The sequence below is a fragment of the Ruegeria sp. BJ6 genome, assembly GCF_056537885.1.
On record NZ_JBQFSG010000012.1, the window covers coordinates 88,136 to 107,019 of the forward strand.

18 protein-coding genes are annotated in these 18,884 nt (G+C 55.2%); 3 read left to right on the top strand and 15 right to left on the bottom strand.

Annotation, left to right across the window (positions count from 1 at the left end):
- Nucleotides 1–69: 69 nt before the first annotated feature.
- From ACR0D6_RS20095 to ugpB, 5 genes are all read right to left on the bottom strand, one after another.
- Nucleotides 70–1,008, bottom strand: coding sequence for a glycerophosphodiester phosphodiesterase (locus ACR0D6_RS20095; RefSeq protein WP_480766832.1), 939 nt, complete (start codon nucleotides 1,006–1,008; stop codon nucleotides 70–72).
- Entirely contained in the window at nucleotides 1,008–2,063 is a 1,056-nt protein-coding gene (locus ACR0D6_RS20100) for a sn-glycerol-3-phosphate import ATP-binding protein UgpC (RefSeq protein WP_480766833.1), read from the bottom strand. The genes ACR0D6_RS20095 and ACR0D6_RS20100 overlap by 1 nt, the downstream gene beginning before the upstream one ends.
- Before the next feature lie 10 nt (nucleotides 2,064–2,073).
- The gene (gene ugpE / locus ACR0D6_RS20105; RefSeq protein ID WP_170652772.1) at nucleotides 2,074–2,925 is read right to left on the bottom strand and encodes a sn-glycerol-3-phosphate ABC transporter permease UgpE; all 852 of its coding nucleotides are present in this window, start codon (nucleotides 2,923–2,925) and stop codon (nucleotides 2,074–2,076) included.
- On the bottom strand, nucleotides 2,925–3,806 hold the full coding sequence (ugpA, locus tag ACR0D6_RS20110; protein ID WP_170652774.1) for a sn-glycerol-3-phosphate ABC transporter permease UgpA: 882 nt from the start codon (nucleotides 3,804–3,806) through the stop codon (nucleotides 2,925–2,927). The genes ugpE and ugpA overlap by 1 nt, the downstream gene beginning before the upstream one ends.
- Nucleotides 3,807–3,870: 64 nt before the next feature.
- Entirely contained in the window at nucleotides 3,871–5,172 is a 1,302-nt protein-coding gene (gene ugpB, locus ACR0D6_RS20115) for a sn-glycerol-3-phosphate ABC transporter substrate-binding protein UgpB (RefSeq protein WP_480766834.1), read from the bottom strand.
- 141 nt (nucleotides 5,173–5,313) lie between these two features.
- On the opposite strand from ugpB, the gene ACR0D6_RS20120 reads away from it, so the two are divergent.
- Nucleotides 5,314–6,231: a LysR substrate-binding domain-containing protein gene (locus ACR0D6_RS20120; RefSeq protein ID WP_480766835.1), complete on the top strand. Its 918-nt coding sequence runs from the start codon at nucleotides 5,314–5,316 to the stop codon at nucleotides 6,229–6,231.
- 47 nt (nucleotides 6,232–6,278) lie between these two features.
- On the opposite strand, the gene ACR0D6_RS20125 is transcribed toward ACR0D6_RS20120, so the two are convergent.
- From ACR0D6_RS20125 to ACR0D6_RS20170, 10 genes are all read right to left on the bottom strand, one after another.
- A complete protein-coding gene (locus tag ACR0D6_RS20125) occupies nucleotides 6,279–7,109 on the bottom strand; it encodes a 3-oxoadipate:acetyl-CoA acetyltransferase (protein WP_480731605.1) in 831 nt (276 codons plus the stop codon).
- 12 nt (nucleotides 7,110–7,121) lie between these two features.
- Nucleotides 7,122–7,742 (bottom strand): protocatechuate 3,4-dioxygenase subunit alpha, encoded by a 621-nt coding sequence (gene pcaG, locus ACR0D6_RS20130; protein WP_480766836.1) that lies wholly within the window; start codon nucleotides 7,740–7,742, stop codon nucleotides 7,122–7,124.
- On the bottom strand, nucleotides 7,742–8,470 hold the full coding sequence (gene pcaH, locus ACR0D6_RS20135) for a protocatechuate 3,4-dioxygenase subunit beta (protein WP_480766889.1): 729 nt from the start codon (nucleotides 8,468–8,470) through the stop codon (nucleotides 7,742–7,744). The genes pcaG and pcaH overlap by 1 nt, the downstream gene beginning before the upstream one ends.
- A gap of 29 nt (nucleotides 8,471–8,499) precedes the next feature.
- The gene (gene pcaC, locus ACR0D6_RS20140; RefSeq protein WP_480766837.1) at nucleotides 8,500–8,877 is read right to left on the bottom strand and encodes a 4-carboxymuconolactone decarboxylase; all 378 of its coding nucleotides are present in this window, start codon (nucleotides 8,875–8,877) and stop codon (nucleotides 8,500–8,502) included.
- Between the two features lie 30 nt (nucleotides 8,878–8,907).
- The gene (gene pobA, locus ACR0D6_RS20145) at nucleotides 8,908–10,077 is read right to left on the bottom strand and encodes a 4-hydroxybenzoate 3-monooxygenase (protein ID WP_480766838.1); all 1,170 of its coding nucleotides are present in this window, start codon (nucleotides 10,075–10,077) and stop codon (nucleotides 8,908–8,910) included.
- Between the two features lie 83 nt (nucleotides 10,078–10,160).
- Nucleotides 10,161–10,823, bottom strand: a complete 663-nt coding sequence (locus ACR0D6_RS20150; RefSeq protein ID WP_480766839.1) for an ABC-type transport auxiliary lipoprotein family protein — start codon at nucleotides 10,821–10,823, stop codon at nucleotides 10,161–10,163.
- Complete coding sequence (locus ACR0D6_RS20155; protein ID WP_170652790.1) at nucleotides 10,820–12,136, bottom strand: MlaD family protein; 1,317 nt, start codon at nucleotides 12,134–12,136, stop codon at nucleotides 10,820–10,822. Before ACR0D6_RS20155 ends, ACR0D6_RS20150 begins: the two co-directional genes overlap by 4 nt.
- An 8-nt stretch (nucleotides 12,137–12,144) precedes the next feature.
- Nucleotides 12,145–12,960 carry an ATP-binding cassette domain-containing protein gene (locus ACR0D6_RS20160; RefSeq protein WP_170652792.1) on the bottom strand — a complete coding sequence of 272 codons (816 nt, stop codon included), beginning with the start codon at nucleotides 12,958–12,960 and terminating at the stop codon, nucleotides 12,145–12,147.
- Between the two features lies 1 nt (nucleotide 12,961).
- A complete protein-coding gene (locus ACR0D6_RS20165; protein WP_480766840.1) occupies nucleotides 12,962–14,086 on the bottom strand; it encodes an ABC transporter permease in 1,125 nt (374 codons plus the stop codon).
- Between the two features lie 121 nt (nucleotides 14,087–14,207).
- Entirely contained in the window at nucleotides 14,208–15,977 is a 1,770-nt protein-coding gene (locus tag ACR0D6_RS20170) for a hypothetical protein (RefSeq protein ID WP_480766841.1), read from the bottom strand.
- A 211-nt stretch (nucleotides 15,978–16,188) separates the two neighbouring features.
- Between ACR0D6_RS20170 and ACR0D6_RS20175 the strand changes: the two genes are divergently transcribed.
- Entirely contained in the window at nucleotides 16,189–17,415 is a 1,227-nt protein-coding gene (locus ACR0D6_RS20175) for a HupE/UreJ family protein (protein WP_480766842.1), read from the top strand.
- A 299-nt stretch (nucleotides 17,416–17,714) separates the two neighbouring features.
- The gene (gene gntH, locus ACR0D6_RS20180; protein ID WP_480766843.1) at nucleotides 17,715–18,884 is read left to right on the top strand and encodes a guanitoxin biosynthesis MBL fold metallo-hydrolase GntH; all 1,170 of its coding nucleotides are present in this window, start codon (nucleotides 17,715–17,717) and stop codon (nucleotides 18,882–18,884) included.

The following is an 18,884-nucleotide window of genomic DNA, read 5'->3' on the forward strand; positions in this document are numbered from 1 at the left end:
CGTCATTACCCATTTTGGGAACAGTTTTGGAAAAAATGTAGATGTGGCCCAGAGTTACGACCAGAGCATTCAACCCTGCCAGTGTAGCCCACGGCAGAGTAATTGGCGTTGGACGCGTCCCGGGTAATCAGAACAGATCGCATCAACGCCTAATTCAATCATATTCTCGATGTCCCGGGGTTCGTTGACCGTCCAAACGACAACCTTCAACCCCAATTCCCGTGCGCGGGCCAGGGACTGCGACGTAATATCAAGATAGTAGGGGCACCAGAACTGACCGGATGCTTTTGCAATCATTTCGGGCAGATCCATGATGGACATGCCTTTGATCGGATTAACCTCCTGCGAGGAATCCTCACCCTTATCCGCTGCGTTTTCCGGTTGCTGGGTCAAAAACGAAACCGGAATTTCCGGGGCAAAACGTTGACACAACGCCAGCAACCCCCAATCAAAACTGTGCAGCACCGTGCGCTCTTGCAGACGGGCCTGCCTGACAACTTCGACCACCGACCGGACCAGATTTTCACGGGCATCAACGTCATGCAGAAAGTCCGGGTCGGATTTTATTTCCAGCAAAAGGTGCGCGTTTTGGTGTTCGGGCTGTCGCAAAAGCTCCAGCACTTCGGCAAGCCGGGGAATGCGGATATCGCTCAGGAACGCCTGATCGGGAAACCTCTGGCCATATTCGCTGTGCCCATCCAGACCGCCCACGTCATGCTGCAACAATTCGGCATAGGGCAGGGACGAGACCTTTGGTTCGGGCTCGCTCAGCCATGCGCCGTTGCTGTCCCGAACCACTGAACCGGTAAGCCGATGATTGTGCGTTACGACAGGAACCCCATCGCCCGAGTTCGTAACATCCAGTTCAAGCAACTCCACGCCGGTTTTAAGTGCAAACTCAAAACCCTCAATGGTATTTTCCGGCATGATACCGCGCGCACCGCGATGGCCGACAAGCCGGATAACCGAGGGCGCGCCGGAAAATGCTGCTATCTGTGGAAATTTCATTATTTCTCCAGACGTTTGCCGGTTTCCGGGTCGAACAAATGGATCAGCGCAGGCTCGACGCTGAAGCGGCGAAGACTGCCGACACCGTCATTCGCATGGCCGGTGACGCTTGCAACGATTGCATGATCTGTCCCTTCAAGGCGTCCATGGATCAGCGTGTTGGCGCCCAGTTGTTCCAGCATTTCCACGCGAACAGATATCGGGCCATCCGGATCATCCGATAGATGCTCGGGCCGAATGCCAAGTGTTGCGGTACCATCAGGAACCGAACCCGTGTGCACTTTGGCGCCTCCGGGCAACAGCCCATTGCCATCCTGCAACTGAGCCGGAAAGAAATTCATCGCAGGGCTACCGATGAAACCCGCCACAAAAACCGAGGCTGGCCGGTCATACAGCTCGATCGGTGTGCCAAATTGCTCGACATATCCGCCATTAAGGACCATCAGCCGATCACCCAGCGTCATCGCCTCGACCTGATCATGTGTAACGTAGATCGAGGTGACGCCGAGGCGTTGCTGAAGCTTGCGAATTTCCAGACGCATCTGAACCCGCAGCTTTGCATCCAGATTGGACAGCGGCTCATCAAACAGGAAAACCTGCGGGTCGCGAACGATGGCCCGCCCCATGGCAACACGCTGACGCTGACCACCGGACAGTTGCCGGGGTTTGCGATCAAGATACTGACGAATTTCAAGCGTATCGGCCGCTTCTTCGACCCGGCGGTTGATTTCGTCTTTCGAAAGCTTCCGGATTTTCAGGCCATACGCCATGTTCTCCCGCACGCTCATATGGGGGTAAAGCGCATAGTTCTGAAAAACCATCGCAATGTCGCGCGCCGAGGGTTCCAGTTCGTTGACCCGGCGGTCTCCAATTCGAATTTCACCCGAAGTTACAGTTTCGAGCCCGGCAATCATCCTCAGCAATGTGGACTTGCCGCATCCCGAAGGCCCGACGATCACAACGAATTCTCCGTCGTTGATGTCGCCTTCGATGTGGTGCAAAACTTCGGTCGGGCCGTAGGATTTCACCAGGTCTTTTAGTTCTATTGTTGCCATTTAGGGCGTCCTACTTGTCGGTTTCCGTCAAGCCCTGAACAAAGAGCTTTTGCATTGCGATGACCACAAATACCGGGGGGATCATCGCCAGAAGGGCGGTCATCATGATGATGTTCCATTGGGGGCTCTGCTCCGCGGCCTCCAGCATCTGTTTGATTGACATAACGATAGTCGTCATTGACGTGTCGGTCGTGATCAGCAGCGGCCAGAGGTACTGGTTCCACCCAAAGATGAAAAGGATCACGAACAATGCCGCGATGTTTGTGCGCGACATCGGGATCAGGATGTCCCAGAAGAACCGCATGGGACCCGCACCGTCGATCCGCGCGCTTTCCAGCAACTCGTCCGGTACGGTCAAAAACACCTGACGGAACATGAAAGTCGCAGTGGCCGACGCGATCAGCGGGATGGAAAGCCCCCAATAGCTGTTTAGCATTCCAAGGTTTGCCACCACCTCGAAGGTGGGCAAAATCCGCACTTCGACCGGCAACATGAGCGTGATGAAAATCAGCCAGAAGAACGTCATGCGGAATGGAAACTTGAAGTAGACGATGGCAAAGGCCGACAGCAATGAGATCACGATCTTTCCGACGGAGATCATCATCGCCATGGCAAGGCTGTTCAGCAACATCAGCCAGACAGGTGCCTGTTCAGTACCGCTCAGCCCTTTGCCGAACAGTGTCTGGTTCATATTTTCCCAGAAATGCGTGCCGGGCCAGAGTGGCAATGGCGCCTGAGTCATACGCAATTCATCATGGGTGGATGCAACGAAGGTGATCCAGACAGGAAGCGCGATTGCAAAGACGCCAATGATCAGGGCCACATGCGTGAGGAACGTGGCAAGCGGGCGATTTTCGACCATCAGTATTCCACCTTTCTTTCGACAAAGCGGAACTGGATTACCGTCATCGCAATGACCAGCGCCATCAGGATCACCGATTGCGCGGCCGAACCGCCGAGGTCCAGACCAACAAACCCGTCATTGAACACCTTGTAGACAAGGATCGTCGTCGCCGTACCCGGTCCGCCCTGCGTCACCGCATGAATGATGCCGAAGGTTTCGAAAAAGGCGTAAACCATGTTGATGACCAGCAAAAAGAACGTGGTCGGCGAAATCAGCGGAAAGATGATTGTCCAAAACCGGCGACCGGGTCCCGCGCCATCGATGGCGGCGGCCTCGATAACCGAGTTGGGGATGGATTGCATGGCAGCTAGATAGAACAGGAAGTTATAGGCGACCTGCTTCCATGCGGCTGCGAGGATCACAAGTGCCATTGCCTGATTTCCGTTCAGGTAGTGGTTCCAGGTGATGCCTGCGAATTCCAGAAAATACGGGAAAATGCCCAGCGTGGGGTTGAACATGAATACCCACAACGCCCCGGCCAGAACTGGGGCAACCGCGTAAGGCCAGATCAGCAGCGTCCGATAGAACATGGCGCCGCGAATTACCCTTTGCGCGAAACCCGCCAGAACAAGTGCGAACCCCATCGAAAGCGCAGCCACGAGGATCGAAAACACCGCCGTTCTTTTGAAACTTGCCAGATACAGCTCATCCGACCAGAGAATTTCGAAATTCTCGAACCAGACAAATTCGGTGCCAAGGCCGAACGCATCCTGAATAAGAAAGGACTGATACATCGCCTGACTTGCGGGCCAGATAAAGAATATCAGCGTGATGGCAATCTGCGGCGCAACCAAAAGATATGGCAGCGGCGCGGAAGGGAAGTGTACTCTCTTGAGCATGAATGGCCCTGACCGAATTGGATCATGCCGCTCCCGAAGGAACGGCATGATCCCTGATTATGGATTAGTTGGTGGTGCGTTCGAAACGGCGCAGCAGATCGTTGCCACGCTCGACCGCGTTATCAAGCGCTTCCTGCGCCGACTTTTCACCGGCCCAAACGGCCTCCATCTCTTCGTTGATTACGTCACGAACCTGCACGAAGTTGCCATACCGCAGACCACGGCTGTTGGCGGTCGGGGCGTTCAGGCTCAGCTGCTGGATGGCGATGTCGGTGCCGGGGTTCTTGTCATAGAAACCCTGTTCCTTCGACAGGTCATAGGCCGCTGTGGTGATCGGCACGTAACCGGTTTCCTGATGCCACCATGCCTGAACTTCGGGCGATGACAGATAGGTCAGGAACTTTGCGGTCCCTTTGTATTCTTCATCGTCATGGCCCCCAAGGACCCACAGAGTTGCACCACCGATGATCGAGTTCTGCGGCGCATCTGCCACGGCTGTATCCAGCGGCAGCATGGTCTGACCGAATTCGAACTCGGCCTGCGAAGAAATCGAACCATAATAGGCAGACGAGTTCATCCACATGCCGCATTCACCGTTGGTGAACATCGGAAGGCTGTCACCGCGGCGACCGCCGTAGACGAACAGATTACCATCGGACATCGAGGCCACGTCATCCAGACGCGCGGCGACTTTGTCGTTGTTGAAGGTGAATTCGGTGTCAAACCCGCCAAACCCGTTTTCGAGGGTGCCAGTCGGGAGATTGTGCCAGGCCGAGAAATTCTCGATCATAACCCAGGATTGCCAGCCAAAGGAAAAGCCGCACTTCATGCCGTTGTCGACCAGCTTTTGTGCAGATTCCTTAACTTCGGCCCAAGTGGTGGGAACCGCCGCGCCTGCCGCGTCCAGCGCATCCTTGTTGTACCACAGAACCGGGGTCGAGCTGTTGAACGGCATCGACAGCAACTCGCCCTCAGGTGTCTCGTAATACGAGACCACCGCCGGAAGGAAAGCGTCGCCGTCAAACGGTTCGCCCGTATCGGACATCAACTTTTCAACCGGATAGATTGCGCCTTGCGCCGCCATCATCGTCGCGGTGCCGACCTCGAACACCTGAACGATTTGGGGGTGTTCCTGCGCACGGAACGCGGCAATCGCGGCGGTCATGGTTTCCGTGTAGTTCCCCTTGTAAACAGGAACCACCTTGTAGTCGCTCTGCGAGGCATTGAAGTCCTCGGCGATCTTGTTGACGCGCTCACCATTGGTGCCGCCCATCGCGTGCCACCATTGAATTTCGGTTTCAGCAAAAGCCATGCCGCCGGTTGCTGCGACCAGTGCAAAGGCGCTGAGTGAGGACTTGATTGTCATGAGTCTCTTCTCCCTGAAGTTAGCTCTCGAACCTTTTTGCGTCAGGCCGAGAGAATAATTCAAGCAAAAGTTTTTTGACAATTTTCATAACACAACATTATATAACCGGTAGCAGAAATCTCTCCAAGGGACCGTAATCCATTGAAATTTAAACTCAGGCAACTCGAAGCGTTTCAGGCCATTGCGCATACGGGTTCTGTGACTCGTGCCGCAAAAATACTTGGAATTTCCCAACCCGCTGCCAGTCGGCTTTTGTCGGATTTCTCAAAATCGGTGGCGGTGGATCTTTTTGTGCGCAAGGATGGCATGTTGGTTCCGACCAGCGAAGCGCGATATTTGTTGTCCGAGGTTGGCCGCGTTTTCGAGAATCTGAACCACCTCGAGGAACTCACCCGGGACCTGACAGAGCGCACTGCAGGACACCTGCGGATTGCCTGCCTGCCGGGTTTTGCCAATACACTTTTGCCCGAGCTACTGGCGGGATTCCTGAGGCATCGGCCAAGCGTCCGCCTTACACTTGAGCCGGACAGGCCAGAGCGCATTCTGGAATGGATCATCGGGCAGCAATACGATTGCGGAATTACCGATGAATTTGCAACGCACCCCGCAGTTGAGAACATCAATGTACCGATCCGCACCGTCTGTGTTTTGCACAAAGACGATCCGCTGGCCCACCGAGATTCGGTATCACCATCCGATCTTCGTGATCTCAAATTGATCCACACCCGGCGTGACAGTCCGTTTTATAGAAAGCTGTCAAACGCATTCGCCGAATATGGTGTGGAAATGAACAGCTGGATCGAAGTGCGCCAATTTTCGACCGCGTGTATTATCATCAATCAGGGGCAGGGGGCGTCGATCGTCAGCGCCCTGGATGCCGAGGCTTTTCGGGATCAGAACGTCGCGATTGTCCCGTTTCGGCCCGACATCCACCATCGCCTGTCCATTTTGCAACCTGCCGCCGGCAGCAGGTCGCTGCTGGCGCTGGACTTCATCGATGCGTTCTTGCAGGGATTGCAGCCCTTTCTTGCCGACCCGACGCGTCAGCCTTCGATTTGATCCGTACCACGCGTCAGGAACGTTGAGACAATCCGTTCTGGGGATTCCTACGCCGGGCGCAATTCCAGAATGTTCCGGGCCTGTTGCCATGTGGCGACGGGGCGCTCGTATTTCTCGCAGAGTTCAACGGCACGTTTGACCAGAGCCGCGTTAGATGGGGCAAGCGATGATTTGTCCAGACGAACATTGTCTTCCAATCCGGTTCTGGTGTGCCCGCCTGCGGCAATCGCCCATTCGTTCACTGCCAGCTGATTGGCTCCGATCCCGGCTGCGCACCATTCGGCCTCCGGTGCCCGTGTCTGCATGGTGTTTACGTAGAAATCAAACACCTCGCGGTCAGCAGGCATGGCATTTTTGACGCCCATAACAAACTGGACATAAAGCTTGCCGTACAGCACCCCCTGACCATGTAGGCGTATGGCCTGCAGGATATGGGACAGATCAAATGCCTCAATTTCTGGCGTTACTTCATAGGTGCGCATTTCGCCCGCCAGCCAGTCAATCAGATCGGGCGGGTTTTCATAAACGCGCGTGGGGAAATTGTTTGACCCCACGGACAGAGAAGCCATGTCCGGGCTCAGGGGCAACATACCCCCACGGGCCGCGCCAGCACCGGATCGGCCACCTGTCGAGAACTGGATGACCATACCGGGGCAGTGTTTTTGTAACCCTTCCTTGAGCCGGGCAAACCGCTCGGGGTCGCTGGTTGGTGTCTGATCCTCGTTGCGTACGTGGCAATGGGCGATTGAGGCACCGGCTTCAAAGGCTTCATGCGTGCTTTCAATCTGCTCATCCACGGATATGGGAACTGCAGGATTGTTTTCTTTGGTCGGAACCGATCCGGTGATCGCGACACAGATGATGCAGGGTTTGGACATGTTCCCTCCGGTTCAGATGTCAAAAAAGACGGTTTCATCTTCGCCCTGAAGGCGGATGTCAAAGCGATAGACGATCCGCCCATCGCGTTCCTGCCGATCTGCAATCAGGGTTGTTCGGCGGTTTTTCCATTCAATGGTGTTCAGCACCGGGTCGGCACCGTTTGCGCCAGCTTCGTCACTGAAGTACAGGCGCGTGTTCAGGCCGACATTGATCCCGCGTGCCACAATCCAAAGGTTGATATGCGGCGCCATCACTTTGCCGGATCGCCCCGGAACCGCGCCGGGCTTGATCGTGTCAAAACCCCATTCGCCTGTTTCGAAATCGGTGATCACACGGCCCCATCCCCGAAACCCGTCCTCGACCTGACCGGGCTGTTCGGGATGGGCATAGATGCCGGCAGCGTTTGCCTGCCAGACCTCCAGCATCACGTCCCTGACGGGGCTGCCCGTGCCATCGATCACCAGACCCTCAACCCGAATTCTCTCGCCCTTTGCGCTGGGTCCGGCTATGTCCCAGCCAAGTTCGCGCCCGTAGATGTCAAATCCGGCAGCACCCGGCGCCAGGCCAATGTGGACATACGGTCCGGCCGTCTGCGACGGAGTCTCCCGAAGGTATTTGAGATCTTGTGCCATCAGTTTCCCTCCAACCGGTTTTCGAACAGGGTCGAGCGCCGCCCGCGTAAAACAATGTCGAATTTATAGGCCAGCGCATCCAGAGGGATCGCTGCGTTCATGTCCAGCACCGCAACCAGTTGGTTCACAGCCTCGGGGTCAGGGATCGTTCTGACGATCGGGCATCTGGGGATTAGCGGGTCGCCCTCGAAATAACATTGTGTGATGAGGCGTTGCGCAAAAGCCGTGCCAAAGACCGAAACGTGAATATGGGCAGGTCGCCAGTCATTGATCCGGTTGCGCCACGGATATGCTCCGGGTTTGACTGTTCGGAAATAGTAATATCCGTTTTCGTCAGTCAGGGTGCGGCCACACCCGCCGAAATTCGGATCAATAGGGGCGAAGTAGGTATCGTTCTTGTGACGGTACCGCCCACCCGCATTGGCTTGCCAGATTTCCACCAGCGTATTGGGAACCGGACGCGCATTCTCATCCAGTACGCGGCCATGCAGGATGATGCGCTCTCCAATCGGACTTTCGCCCGGTTTGGCATAGTTCGACAGCAGATCGTTGTCGCCGGGGTTTATGTCGCCATGACCAAAGGCAGGCCCGGTAATTTCGCTCAGGGTATTTTCGATGCTGATAAGCGCGAGTCTTGGGGAGCGCGCGACCGAGGTCTTGTAGCCCGGTGTCAGGGCAGGGGGGTGCCAATCGCGGTCACGTTGGTAAAATTCGCCGGGCTTTGACATGGGTACGCCTTTTCCAGAGTGATCTTGGGTCATTCCCCCTCCATTTCGGCATAGGTTTGTCTGGCCAGTTTCAGGGCATGGTTCGCACGTGGCACGCCCGCATAGATGGCGACGTGCTGAAACACCTCCAGAACATCCTGCTTGGTTGCACCGGTATTGGCGGTGGCGCGTATATGCATCGGAATCTCTTCGAAATTTCCAAGTGCGGCCAGCAATGCAAGGGTCAACATCGACCGTTCGCGCAGGGTGATGCCTTCGGACGCCCAGACCGTCCCCCAGGCGCCTTCGGTGATCAGGGTCTGAAACGGCTCGTCAAAGTCAGTTTTGGTTGCCTCGGCCCGATCGACATGCGCATCGCCAAGAACGCTGCGTCTGATCTGCATCCCGCGTTCAAATTTTTCGGACATACTGACCCCTCTGATGCGTCGCCGCTTTGATCAATAAGGCAGCCCTACGTAATTTTGTGCAAGTACCGATTGCGCTTCGCGGTTGGTGCGCAGGAAATCCAGTTCGGCGCGCTGAATCCGCAGATCGAATTCCGTTTGGTGCGGAAAACGGTGAAGCAGGTTTGTCATCCACCAGCTGAAACGTTCGGTCTTCCATACGCGCGCCAGAGCGTTTTGCGAGTAAGTATCGATCCCTTCGGTGTCGCTGTTTTCAAAAAACCCGGTCAGAGCGTGATACAAATAGTGGATATCACTCGCAGCCGTGTTCAAACCCTTGGCGCCGGTCGGCGGCACAATATGCGCGGCATCCCCACACAGGAAAAGCCGCCCCCAACGCATCGGCTCTGTCACGAACGACCTGAGCGGAGCGATTGATTTTTCGATCGAGGGTCCTGTGACCAGGCGGTCGGCGGCATCGGTGGGAATGCGGCGTTTCAGTTCGGACCAGAACGCCTTGTCAGTCCAGTCCTCGGGGCTGTCTGACAGTGAGCATTGAATGTAATACCGGCTGAGGTTGGCATTGCGCATGGAACAAAGCGCAAATCCCCGATCCGAGCAGGAATAGATCAGCTCGTCATGGACAGGAGGTGTTTCAGACAGAATGCCAAGCCATCCAAACGGGTAAACCTTTTCATATTCCCGCCTTACGGTCAGAGGTATGGTTTGGCGGCTGACGCCATGAAATCCATCACATCCGGCAACAAAGTCGCAGTCTATCCGGTGTTCGGTACCGTCCTTTTCATAGGTAACGAATGGTGCGTCACCATCGGCCTGATGTATTTCCACATGCTCGGCCTCAAAGACGGTCTTTGCGCCCGAGGCGTCGCGGGCATCATACAAATCTCGGGTCACTTCGGTCTGGCCGTAAACCACGACGTGACTGCCAGTGTGTTCCTTGAAATTGATCGTGAACTGGCCATCGCCATCAGAAATCACCGCGCCGTCATGGGTGAAACTTTCTTTGTCCATGCGCTCGCCCACGCCTGCTTCGCGCATCAGATTGACGAAACCTACCTCAAGGATGCCAGCGCGAATACGGCTTAGAACATGATCTTGGGTCCGGCGTTCCAGAACCACTGTGTCTATTCCACGACGGTGCAGCAACTGACCCAGCAACAACCCCGAAGGTCCGCCACCGATAATGGCAACCTGTGTCCTCATGCAACTCTCCTCCCACCTGCAAGCTTATGAGCGGGAGCAGAAAAGTAAATTGGAAACCGCCGTTTACGCAGATACCGGTGTGTTCAGTTCAGGGATGGGCGCGGGTTGTTGGCGGCGTGGGCACTGATCTTGCGGATGCTCCATTCCACCGAGTCGCGCATGGCATCGCCCAAGGCCTCATCGAACGCCTTGACCAGATCCGGCGTTTGATCGCTGACCGATACCACTTTTTCCTCGAACGAACTGGAGGCGATGATTTTATCTTCGAATTCGTCAATGATCTTGATGTTCAACCGCACCTTGATCTGAACTGTTTTCGAGTTCTCGGTTTCTCCGATCACGTGACCCTGAAATTCGCGCAAATCCGGAACGACCAGGTAATCTGCACGCAGCCCGACGGTGGAGCGTCCGACCGCAGCCACTTTTCTGGTGTTTTCAAAGCTTTCGACCAGCAGAGACTGAACGAACAGGGGCGCCCGGTCCACCCACCTTGCACGCGGCAGGTATTGAACCTGCAACTGGGTCGGTTGAATGGCGATCTGATCGGTGTTCACAGCTGCAGTGGCAGTCGGCTCTTCGACAACGATCTGTTGTGCGAGACGCGGAAGGGAAGATGAAAAGGTGCTTTTGGGTGTCAGCGTATACAAATCGTTCGGCTTGGCCGCCTGCTTCAAAGTGCCCAACCCCGCGCAACCGCCAAGGATTGCTGTGACGACCAGTGCGAAGAATAAATTAAGCCGGTTCATTGACGAAACTCCGAAGCCTGGGTTCCCAGCAGAAAGCGGGCGGGGTCGCGTTCCACCCTGTCCACAAGACGATCAACATTGACGACCAGTCGTTGGGCCTCTTCGATGAAGCGCACGAACTGAGGCAACCCTACGCGCAGAAAATCCGAGACCTGACGCTGGTTCGCCTGCACGATTCCATCGACCGTTCCCAGCAACTCGGATGCAGAGTTCGAGGCGCTCAGGATGTTGTCCGAAACCTTGTCGAGGCTGCCGGCAACGTTCGACACGGTTGTCGCCACCTGTTCGGCCGCATTGCGGATATCGGCCACGACGGGAGAGATATCGGTGTCCAGGACCCTGTTGGCCGAGTCAAATGCCTGTTCGGCGGAAGAAAGCGCGCTCTTTGCGGTTTCCATCGCAGAGGTGATCGAAACCAGAGTTTCGTTTGCGTTTTCCACCGTTCCGGTAATGGTGCCAAGGGTTACACTGCCCTGTTCGCTGAGAACAATAAGATGGTCGGCCAGTTCAGAGCCGCGTTCGATAAACGGCTTCACATCGTCTTTGATGATGGTCTCCGCCGTTTCAAGTGTCTGTTTGGCCGTATCAAGCGCCGATTTCGCGGAATCGCTGGCATCTTTGACGCTGTTCAGAGTGTCTGTCCCGGTTTTGAGAGTGGTTTCGGCTGTATCGGATAGCTCATCCAGCCGTTTTGTGAAGGCGCCGATATCGCGGGCCGCGCTGCCCAGGTCGCCCGAGAGCGACTCGAAATCAGACAGGGTCTTGTCCAGACGCCCCGAGGCGGAGGCAAGGTTGTCCAAAATCCGGGTGACTGCTTGTCGGTTTTCCTCATCCACGACTGTGTTGAGGTTCTCCAGCAGTTCGATGGCCTTGTTCAAAAGCTCTGGCGCGCCCTCGAAAAGCGACTGTATCGCGCTGCGTTTGCTTTTGATGACACTGTTTTCAGGCAAGCGTTCTGCCGTAGGCGATCCGCCCGAAAGTTCAACATAGCTGACCCCAGTGACACCCAGAGATTGCAGTTGTGCAATTGTGTCGGTTTTGACCGGGATGTCGGCATTCACTTCAATCCGGACGCGCACCTTGGCGGGGTCGTCCTCGTCCAGATTCAGTGCGATGACCTGTCCGACCGGCAGGCCGTTAAAGCTGACACCGCCGGCTGTTGCCAGACCCGACACGTTGTCGAACAGCACGTCATAATAGGCGTATTGGCGGTTGACCTCGAACTTGGCAAGCCAGAGGAAAAAGCCAAATGTGCCCAGAATACCCGCCAGGGTAAATGCACCGATCAGAAGATAATTCGCTCGGGTCTCCATGGCTGCCTCTAACTGTTATACCCCTTATCTTGCGCTGCGCGCGCCCTGGGGCCGTTGAAATACTCCTTTACCCAAGGATGATCGACCTTGGCCATTTCTTCAATCGGACCTTCCACCAGTACACGTTTCTCGGCAAGTACGGCTATCCGGTCACAGATCGCGTAAAGGCTGTCGAGGTCATGGGTTACCATGAATACCGTCAGCCCCAACGCCTGTTGCAGTTCCTGAATCAGTTCGTCGTATGCCGCCGCCCCGATCGGGTCCAGACCGGCGGTCGGTTCATCCAGAAAGACGATCTCGGGGTCCATTGCCAATGCACGGGCCAGCGCGGCGCGTTTGCGCATGCCGCCCGACAATTCCGAAGGGAACTTGTCGCAACTCAGTTGTGGCAGACCCACAAGGCTTATCTTGAGCGCGCCAAGCGAACGCATCAGGCTTTCGCTGATATTCACATGCTCGCGCAGCGGGGCCATCACGTTTTGCAATACAGTCAGCGACGAAAACAGCGCCCCGTCCTGAAACGCCACGCCCCAGCGTCTTTCGATGCGGCGGCGTTCTTCTTCGGGTGCGTTCAGAACATCAACACCCAGAACTTCGATGCTGCCCGACGCAGGCGTGTTGAGGCCCACAATGGTACGGAGCAGCACCGATTTGCCCGTGCCGGAACCGCCGACAACGCCCAGAACCTCACCCCGCCAGACATCCAGATTAAGGTTGTCATGGACAACCTGAGGCCCGAACCGATTGGTCAGGTTGCGGACGCGGATGACCGCCTCGCGCTGTGCGCCGGTTCTTGTGGTCTGCTGTACGGTTGAGCCGTCCATGTCAGACCCCCACTTCCGAAAAGAAGATCGAAAACAGAGCGTCGATGGCAATGACCATAAAGATGGACTGTACGACCGAAGCGGTTGTGCGTTGCCCAACACTCTCTGATGACCCCTTGACCTGCATGGCCTGCCAGCAGGCGATCACGCCTATAACCAATGCAAAGAAGGGGGCCTTGATCAAGCCAACGGCAAGTTGCCAGACATCGGTGTTTTCCTTGAGGCGCGTCAGGAACATGCCTGGGCTGACACCTAGGTCGATCCAGCTCATCAATGCGCCGCCGAACAGACCGGCGATGTCAGCGACAAAGCCTAGGATGGGCAGCACGATAATCAATGCCAGAACACGCGGGACTACCAGCACCTCGATCGGGTCAAGGCCCAGCGTGCGCATCGCGTCGATCTCCTCTTGCACCTTCATCGATCCGATGGACGCGGTAAAGGCCGACCCGGATCGGCCCGCAACAATGATGGCGGTCAGAAGGATGCCCAGTTCCCGAAGGATCGAAATCGAAATCAGTTCGACCACAAAAATTTCTGCGCCAAACTGTTTCAGCTGCGTTGCGCCCTGAAATGCCAGCACAACACCGATCAGAAACCCCATCAGGATAACGATGGGCATGGCCTTGAAACCGGTTTCGTCCATATGCGTGACAAGTGATGCCTTGCGCAGCCGCCAGGGCATCAGCAGACATCGGACAAGGCGATGCAGAGTCAGGCCGAGAAATTCCAGAATTGACATGGAATCCTTGAACGTACCGGCGGTTTTTTCACCCAGCCGTTCCAGCCACGGTACAAAGCCATGTGGTGGGGCTTCGGGTCCGGCCTCGTCGGGCATGTTTTCGGAAACGGTTTCGATAAGCGCAGCATGGGCCGGCTTGGCCCCCGTTACCTGCGCATCGCAGCCTTCAGCCTCTAACCGGCGTTTCAGGTTGGCGATCAGCCACGCGCCACCGGTATCCAGCGCTTCGACCCCGGACAGGTCAAGCACAGCCTTGGAATTACTGCCTGTTACATCTTCAAATGGACGTTCAACCACGTTCAGCGACTGAGTCAGCATTCTACCTGCAACGCGAACAAGCAATCCGTCAGCCGTTTGTTCTGAAGAAAGCGAAGGCTGGGTCATGTTTGGAATGAGTAGCCGATAACCCCCCGACTGCAATGGAAATCTTTCGGTCAGGGTGATTTTGCCGGGCATGTTTGCCAAGAGGTTACAGTCTGCTCCGTGACCGGGGGATGAGGATTTGTTATTCGAGTTGCCTTGCGGACAGTATCGTCAGGCCGGCGAGCTTCCATTCGCTCGCGGCGTTTTCAAGCTCAACCACAGCCTGATAGGCGACGTTGCGGCGATGATTGTGCCCCCAATGGCCCGCGCCCGCACGCGCGGTCCAGGTGGCGACGGCCGAAAAGCCCGGCCCGCTTTGACGTGGCCGGATTTCGGTCAGCGTCACGTCTTCAACCCTGTCGGACCTGGCGTTTCCACCACCCACAACAGGAATGGTCAGACCGCGTTCGATCTCGGCCAGAACCTCCTTTTTTGTTTGCTCGGCCAGCACCGGCTCCAGTATCGCGGCCTTCCTGTCCGCAAGAACCTCATAGCCCGCAATGTTTATGTTGTTCAGCATGGTTGCAAAGATCGCTGTCGCGGTTTCGGCGTCTGGAGTTTTTTGAAGAGGGTTTGCAAAAGCCAACTCGCCGCGCCCATAAAACAACCCGGCCAACATCAGACACGCGATGGAAAGGCCTGACAATATCAGTCTGGTTCTTCCATTCTTTCGCATTGCAAATACCAGAACGATCAAGGCCACAAGCGCAAAGGCCAGTGTCAGGACAGGCAAACGAATGCTATCTGCTCCGCTTGTGGTCAAGTGAGACAGCACTGGTTCTTCATATGTCAAAAGATGATTGGTCCACTTTATTTCAGGTGCATCGGGGGTCGCGCCGCTAAGAAAAGGCCCTGCAGGATCAGTGAGTGTTGCGGGAACTTTCAGAATTCGATCATTGAAGAGGTTCCAGGTTATGACTGCCTCTTGCGGAATGACATCAACCGGATAGGACAGAATGACGCCCAGCATAGTGGTGGATGGATCAACGAGTTCCGGATTATCCAGTACCTCCAGACCATTGGTCGTGATTTTCAGAAACTCCGCACGGCCGGAATGGGCCGATACCTGTTTCCCGTCCAAGGTCAGCGTGTTGTCGCTTGTCAGAAAATCAATTGCGGCGGCTTTGAACTTTTGCTGGTCTTCTTTGTTTAAGTCTTGGCTGTATAATGCTGTTTTATCAATAAAATTCGCCAGATCGCGAACTCTGATCAGACTTTCATGCCGGACTTCCCTCGGTTCCACATAAAGAAACGTCATTGCCGCAGATTCATGGTGCCTTCTGAGGTTCCTGTTGGCGAATTGCGAATACCATGGATCGTCCCAATTGATATTCAACTGGGCTGGACCTGACAGAAACTTGAAGCTTGTGACCGGAACATCCCTATCGAACAAAACCATCCCGATCGAGACATCGGGCTTTCCGTTGTCGCCCATGGGCGGGGTCAGCGTTATCGCATCCGGTTTTGTACCCTCGAAATCATAAAACAGATCGGCATAAAGAACGCGTTTATCTTCCGGTGGTTCCGGAAATCGCCGCCCTGAATAGGGATCTACCTTGCCGGACAACGGGGTCGTGCGATCAACCCGCATACGCGGCTCAACGGTCTTTATCTGAATAGGCAGCGGTGTCCCGTCATCCCGTTTCAGGCTCAGACCGCTCTGCGCAAATTTCTTAATCCGATCCTGAAAAATCGGGGCCTGACGTTCTGAGTCTGTAAGCCAATCGTCCGGGATCAGCGCCGCGAACTCTGGAATATCGCCGTAATAGACCTCCAGCTGAAGATGCACGCCGTTTTCATCAACGTGAAACTCTGCGACGTTCGGCGCAACCTCTGCACCGCCAAACGGCATGTAATCCGCCCGTGCGGCAGAAGCCGCCAGAAGAAAGAAAAAGCAGAATAACTTTACCATTACGCGTGCCGTTCGGCCCAACACCGCCGAAATGTTGAACTCTCTTCGCTGTTCATATTCAAAATTTCATATTGAGCCTGTGAAATCAAAAGGTTTCATGATTTTCTGTACCGGATCGCACAGAGGCTTAGAAATGATCATGATGATGGGTCAATCTAACTCAACCACCGGCAAGCCGCGCAAATTGGCAAGGGCGATTGCCTGTCTAGTATTGCTCGCAAGCCTTTGCGGCACCGCTGCGCTGGCGCATTTCAAGCTCAACCAGAATGTGCGGATACATCATGTTGTCCATAACGATGAGGGGGCTGATCTGTACCTGCGTCTTCCTCTGGCCTACCTTTTGGCGGGTCTTTTGGGCCCGGTACAGGATGATGGTTTACCTGAACCTGCTCCGTTTACCATCAACCGGCTGGAAGATGGCACCGTTATGCACATCGTTGATCATCGGGCGTTGACCGCCGATCCCATGGGTCTGGGCAGAATCGCGACAAGTGATATTCAGGTGCAAAGTGACGAAGGTGAGTTGCAGCTGGAGGTCGTGGCCGTAAGGGTGCATCCAATTGGAACAGAGCCCGGATTTGCAACACGGCACGAAGCAAAGGCCGCATTAGAAAGTGAAGCGGCTTTTCCTCCCGACGCGCCAGAGACATATGTTGGTGATGCTGTGGTCGACATTCACCTTCAGTACGGCGGCGGACCGATCCGATCTTATGCGATGTCGCATTCTTTTGATCCGGGACTGCCGGAACAGGAAAAGACCGCAAACCTGATATTGGATTATCGCGGGGACACAATCAGGACCTTTCGCGCAACCGGACTGATGGGCGAACCCGTTCAGATTATGCAGTCGTCTGCCGCTGCCGTATCGACCTTTGTTGTCGAAGGGATACGCCACATCCTTGAAGGTCCGGACCACGTTCTGTTTGTGCTTTGCATGATTATCGGGGCCAGTGGTCTTTGGTCGCTTGTCGAGCGGGTAACGGGATTTACAATCGGCCACACGGTTACATTGATCCTCGGCTTTTTTGGCATCGCACCCAGTGGCGCATGGTTTATCCCGACCGTTGAGCTGGCGATTGCTCTGTCGATCATCTACGCCGCCTGGATGGCCGTGTCTAAGGACGACACAGCACCCGGCGGTAATCTGCGTGCATTTTCGGTGACTTCCGGCATCGGATTGCTGCACGGATTCGGATTTTCGTTCATGCTGCACCAGATCCTGAAAGTTGATGCCCCGAATGTCTGGCAAAGCCTTCTGGCGTTCAACGTCGGCGTTGAAATCGGCCAGCTGGCCATTGTTGTGCTTGTTTGGCCGATAGTTGTCGTGTTGCGCAGAATTCCCGGACGCGTTTGGTTGTTGTCGCGCGGGGTTGTTGCTGGCTGTGCATCGATCATCGCAATGTTTTGGGTAGTCGAAAGAGCCGCATATTTTCTGTGAGCAGATCGTCACGCAAGCATTCATCATCGGGCAAAAACACGTTTGAGTTTGCGCCTGCAAAGACCAGCCAGATGCGAGTTCTCAACTCCAACTCCAAACACTGTGCCTATTGATTGGTCACTGAGGACAACGGTCAGAAAATATGCAAAAATTATTCACAGATAAGAATAATAGGGGCTATCCGCAAAATTAGTGTCCTGTCCGAAGCTTCATCAAGAAAGGGGAGAGTTTTGATGACCGCAAAGGGAAAAACCCGAAACGTTGGGAAGATTAATAACACCAGTTTTCTGGCGTTCTGCATGTCACTCATTCTTTCGCCTGCAGTATTCGCTGCTGGCGGAACCGTTTCAGACCCAAATGGCACTGCCCCTGATCGATACGTCTATTATCCCGGCACCGAAGAGCTTGCGGATGACGAAATTCGTCTCATTGCGTGCGGAACAGGCATGCCGGCAGCGCGGCACAAACAGGCGGCGACCTGTTTTCTGGCCGAATTGGGTAATGGCGATAAGTTCTTTTTTGATATTGGCACGGGTTCAATGGCCAATGTCGCAGCGTACATGATCCCCTATGACATGCTGGACAAGGTATTCATCACACACCTGCACACCGATCACTGGGGTGATCTCGCCACTTTGTGGGCGGGTGGCTGGACCGCAGGCCGGACTGGCCCGTTGCGTATCTGGGGACCGTCCGGCGCAACCGAGGACATGGGCACAAAATACGCGGTCGAACATTTTCTGAAGGCCTACAACTGGGATGCGCAAACGCGCAATTTTGCCCTCAGCCCGGAGCCCGGAAAAATTGAAGTAACCGAGTTCGATTTTCGTGGGGAAAACGAGGTCGTGTATGACGAAAACGGCGTTGTAATCCGGTCATGGCCCGCGATTCATTCGGGTGACGGCCCGGTCAGCTTTTCGCTGGAATGGAATGATCTGAAGATTGTGATTGGCGGCGATACCTATCCTAACAAGTGGTACATCGACTATGCCAAGGACGCGGATTTGGCGATTCACGAAACCTTTCTGACACCGGATCAGCTGGTCCAGTGGTACGGTCAGTCGCCCGAACAGGCCCTTGGCGTGGGCACTCAGGTCCACACGGCACCGGCCGCCTTTGGTAAAGTGATGGCCGAGATTAAACCGCGCCACGCTGTCGGGTACCACTTTTTCAACGAAGAAGGTACGCGGTTCGATATCTATGAACAGGTTCGAACGGTCTATGACGGGCCATTGTCATTGGCCACGGACAACATGGTTTGGAACATTACCAAAGACGCCATTACAGAGCGCATGGCCGTCATCACCGAAGAAGCCTGGTCGGTGCCTGGAGCGAAACCTCCGCCAAAACCCGATACGATCGGTCTGACTGATCCCCTGAGTGACGAGATGAAAGCAGGAGCCTGGGATGTGAGTGACGTGCTGACGGATCTGGTCAATGAATTCAAGAAAGAGCATGACATGCAGTGA

Coding starts and splice junctions, on each gene's coding strand:
- ACR0D6_RS20095 (WP_480766832.1), bottom strand. CDS start 1,008: ATGAAATTTCCACAGATAGCAGCATTTTCCGGCGCGCCCTCGGTTATC.
- ACR0D6_RS20100 (WP_480766833.1), bottom strand. CDS start 2,063: ATGGCAACAATAGAACTAAAAGACCTGGTGAAATCCTACGGCCCGACC.
- ugpE (WP_170652772.1), bottom strand. CDS start 2,925: ATGGTCGAAAATCGCCCGCTTGCCACGTTCCTCACGCATGTGGCCCTG.
- ugpA (WP_170652774.1), bottom strand. CDS start 3,806: ATGCTCAAGAGAGTACACTTCCCTTCCGCGCCGCTGCCATATCTTTTG.
- ugpB (WP_480766834.1), bottom strand. CDS start 5,172: ATGACAATCAAGTCCTCACTCAGCGCCTTTGCACTGGTCGCAGCAACC.
- ACR0D6_RS20125 (WP_480731605.1), bottom strand. CDS start 7,109: ATGTCCAAACCCTGCATCATCTGTGTCGCGATCACCGGATCGGTTCCG.
- pcaG (WP_480766836.1), bottom strand. CDS start 7,742: ATGGCACAAGATCTCAAATACCTTCGGGAGACTCCGTCGCAGACGGCC.
- pcaH (WP_480766889.1), bottom strand. CDS start 8,470: ATGTCAAAGCCCGGCGAATTTTACCAACGTGACCGCGATTGGCACCCC.
- pcaC (WP_480766837.1), bottom strand. CDS start 8,877: ATGTCCGAAAAATTTGAACGCGGGATGCAGATCAGACGCAGCGTTCTT.
- pobA (WP_480766838.1), bottom strand. CDS start 10,077: ATGAGGACACAGGTTGCCATTATCGGTGGCGGACCTTCGGGGTTGTTG.
- ACR0D6_RS20150 (WP_480766839.1), bottom strand. CDS start 10,823: ATGAACCGGCTTAATTTATTCTTCGCACTGGTCGTCACAGCAATCCTT.
- ACR0D6_RS20155 (WP_170652790.1), bottom strand. CDS start 12,136: ATGGAGACCCGAGCGAATTATCTTCTGATCGGTGCATTTACCCTGGCG.
- ACR0D6_RS20160 (WP_170652792.1), bottom strand. CDS start 12,960: ATGGACGGCTCAACCGTACAGCAGACCACAAGAACCGGCGCACAGCGC.
- ACR0D6_RS20165 (WP_480766840.1), bottom strand. CDS start 14,086: ATGACCCAGCCTTCGCTTTCTTCAGAACAAACGGCTGACGGATTGCTT.
- ACR0D6_RS20170 (WP_480766841.1), bottom strand. CDS start 15,977: ATGGTAAAGTTATTCTGCTTTTTCTTTCTTCTGGCGGCTTCTGCCGCA.
- gntH (WP_480766843.1), top strand. CDS start 17,715: ATGTCACTCATTCTTTCGCCTGCAGTATTCGCTGCTGGCGGAACCGTT.